Source organism: Mycobacterium sp., assembly GCF_032162605.1.
GTDB lineage: Bacteria > Actinomycetota > Actinomycetes > Mycobacteriales > Mycobacteriaceae > Mycobacterium.
On sequence record NZ_JAVROT010000111.1, the window covers coordinates 1 to 3,378 of the forward strand.

Sequence of the window (3,378 nt, forward strand, 5' to 3'; positions counted from 1 at the left end):
ACGCCAGATTCTGCTCGTCGTGCATACCGGCCGCGACGAAGCCACCGAAACGGCCCGTCGGGTGCAGAAGGTGCTCAGCGAGAACGGCATCGGACTGCGGGTACTCGCCGCAGAACAGGTCGACCACGAGCCGTTCTATCTCGGGGGCGACGACATCACCTCGCTGGGGGCCGACATCCAGGTCGTGGACGTCGACGAACGCGCCGCCGAAGGGTGCGAACTCGTGCTCGTCCTCGGCGGTGACGGCACGTTCCTGCGCGCCGCCGAACTCGCCCGCAACGTGGAGATCCCCGTGCTCGGCGTCAACCTGGGGCGCATCGGCTTCCTGGCCGAGGCGGAGGCAGATGCCATCGACTCCGTGCTCGACCACGTGATCAACCGCAACTACCGCGTCGAGGAGCGCATGACGCTCGACATCGTCGTGCGCATCGACGGTCAGATCGCGCATCGCGGCTGGGCGCTGAATGAGGCCAGCCTCGAGAAGGGACCTCGGCTCGGCGTGCTCGGCGTGGTGCTCGAGGTCGACGGCAGGCCGGTCTCGACGTTCGGTTGCGACGGAGTGCTGGTGTCGACACCGACGGGATCGACGGCGTACGCCTTCTCCGCCGGTGGCCCGATCCTCTGGCCCGACCTCGAGTCGATTCTGGTGGTGCCGAACAATGCGCACGCGCTGTTCGCCCGGCCGATGGTGACCAGCCCGGACGCATCCATCGCGATCGAGGTCGAGGCCAGCGGTTATGACGCAATGGTGTTCTGTGACGGCCGCCGCGAGATGGTCGTGCCCGCGGGCGGGCGCCTCGAGGTCACGCGCTGCGGCACGCCTCTGAAGTGGGTGCGCCTGGACAGTGCGCCGTTCACCGACCGACTGGTACGCAAGTTCCAGTTGCCCGTCACCGGTTGGCGTGGGCACAGTGCTCGCTGAGATCCGCATCCAAGAGCTCGGTGCGATCAGGGCTGCCACCGCGGAGTTCGACCGCGGGCTCACGGTGCTGACGGGGGAGACCGGCGCGGGCAAGACGATGGTGGTCACCGGTCTGCACCTCCTCGGGGGCGCCCGTGCGGATGCCAGTCGCGTCCGGTCGGGTTCGGAACGTGCCGTCGTCGAGGGTCGCTTCACCACCAAGGAGCTCGGCGGGACGGTCGCGGACAGGGTCGACGAGATCCTGGACTCCTCGGGCGCGGACCGCGACGACGACGGCAGCGTGATCGCAGCGCGTTCGGTCAGTCGCGAGGGTCCGTCGCGGGCGTATCTCGGTGGACGCAGCGTGCCCGCCAAGTCGCTGAGCACGTTCACCACCGAACTCCTCGCGCTGCATGGCCAGAACGACCAGCTGAGGTTGATGCGCTCCGACGAGCAACGCTCCGCACTCGACCGGTTCGCCGACGTCGACGCACCGTTGGCGCGGTACCGGGGCCTGCGAGACGAGTGGCTCACCTTGCGGCGGGACCTGACCGATCGGCGGCAGCGGGCGCGCGAGCTCGCGCTGGAAGCCGACCGTCTCCAGTTCGGGCTGGGTGAGATCGACGCCGTGGCGCCGCAACTCGGCGAGGACGAGACGCTGGTGGCCGAGATCCGCAGGCTGTCCGAGCTGGATGCGCTGCGGGACGCGGCGCAGACGGCGCGGGTGGGCCTGTCCGGTGAGCTCGACGAACCCGCTCAGGGTGCGGTGTCGGCGGTGGACTGGATCGGACAGGCGAAGTCCGCGCTGCAGAGCACCGATGATTCGGCGCTTCGGGTGCTGGGCGACCGACTCGGCGAGGCGCTCGCGATCGCTAGTGACGTGTCAGGAGAGCTCGGTGATTACCTGAGCGAGCTGCCAAGCGATGCAAGCACTTTGGAAGCCAAACTCGCGCGACAGGGCGAATTGCGCAACCTGACGCGCAAATATGCCGCCGACGTCGACGGAGTGCTGGACTGGGCCAATGAGGCGCGTGCCCGGCTGGCACAACTCGACGTCTCCGAAGAAGGTCTGGCGGCGCTGGCCAAACAGGTGGACCAGCTCGAGTCGAAGGTCGTCGCGACGGCGCTGGACGTGACGAAGGTGCGCACCAAGGCTGCCAAGGCGATGGCGAAGGCGGTGACGGCCGAGCTGGCGGGCCTGGCGATGTCGGATGCGGGTTTCAGCATCGCGGTGGGAGCGCTGGTGGCGCGGGCCGATGACTCGGCCCCGCTGAGGCTGCCGTCCGGCGCGGTGGTGCACGCCGGGCAGGACGGCGTCGACGCCGTCGAGTTCGGGTTCACGCCGCACTCCGGGTCCGACGTGCTGCCGCTGGCCAAGAGCGCATCAGGCGGCGAGTTGTCGCGTGTGATGTTGGCCCTCGAGGTCGTGCTCGCCGCCTCGGCGGAGGGCACCACCATGGTCTTCGACGAGGTCGACGCCGGTGTCGGAGGCCGGGCGGCCGTACAGATCGGACGGCGGTTGGCGCGGCTGGCCCGGACCCATCAGGTGATCGTCGTAACCCACCTGCCTCAGGTCGCGGCCTATGCCGACGTGCACCTGGTCGTCGACAGCAGTACGGGCAAGGGCAGGTCCAGCGAGGTGCGACGCCTCGACGACGACGACAGGGTCGGAGAGTTGGCGCGCATGCTCGCAGGGCTCGGCGAGTCCGACAGCGGCCGGGCGCACGCGCGCGAACTGCTGGACTCGGCGCAGAAGGAAACGGAGCAGGAACAGCTCACCTGAGTCTGTTACGGATGTGACAGAAGATTACTTCTGAGGCTGGTGTTACGGCGCGCCTACACCTCAACTTGAGGGTTGGCCGACAGAATTCCCCCATGAAGATGTCAGCGCTGCTTTCGCGTAATGCCGGCCTTCGGCCCGGCGTGTCCGGTACGGCCCGCGTCGATCGCGACATCGACCGCCTTCTTCGCCGCGTCGGCCCCGGCGACGTCGTCGTCATCGACGCGCTCGACCTCGACCGGATCACCGCCGACGCGCTCGTCGACGCCAACGTCGCCGCCGTCGTCAACGCGTCCCCTTCGATCTCGGGCCGCTACCCGAACCTCGGGCCGGAGGTGCTCGTCGCCAACGGCGTGATGCTCATCGACGAGGTGGGCCCCGAGGTCTTCAAGAAGGTGAAGGACGGCGCAAGGGTTCGGCTGCACAACGGTGGCGTCTACTCCGGTGACCGTCGCATCGCTCACGGCACCGAACGCAACGACGAAGAGATCCACGACCTCATGCACGAGGCGAAGAGCGGTCTGGTCGCGCACCTGGAGGCGTTCGCGGGCAACACGATCGAGTTCATCCGCAGCGAGAGCCCGCTGCTGATCGACGGGATGGGCATCCCGGACATCGACGTCGACCTGCACCGCAGGCACGTCGTCATCGTCGCCGACGAGGCCGACGCCGCCGAGGATCTCAAGGCGCTCAAGCC

At 68.4% G+C, this 3,378-nt stretch carries 3 protein-coding genes; all 3 read left to right on the forward strand.

The window, feature by feature from the left end; translation table 11 throughout:
- A partial coding sequence (locus tag QOI01_RS06745; protein WP_526379409.1) for an NAD kinase occupies positions 1 to 922 on the forward strand: 922 nt, incomplete at its 5' end.
- Complete coding sequence (recN, locus tag QOI01_RS06750; RefSeq protein ID WP_526379410.1) at positions 912 to 2,684, forward strand: DNA repair protein RecN; 1,773 nt, start codon at positions 912 to 914, stop codon at positions 2,682 to 2,684. The genes QOI01_RS06745 and recN, both read left to right, overlap by 11 nt.
- A gap of 92 nt (positions 2,685 to 2,776) precedes the next feature.
- Positions 2,777 to 3,378: putative cytokinetic ring protein SteA (steA, locus tag QOI01_RS06755; protein ID WP_526379411.1), on the forward strand; the 602-nt coding region annotated here is incomplete at its 3' end.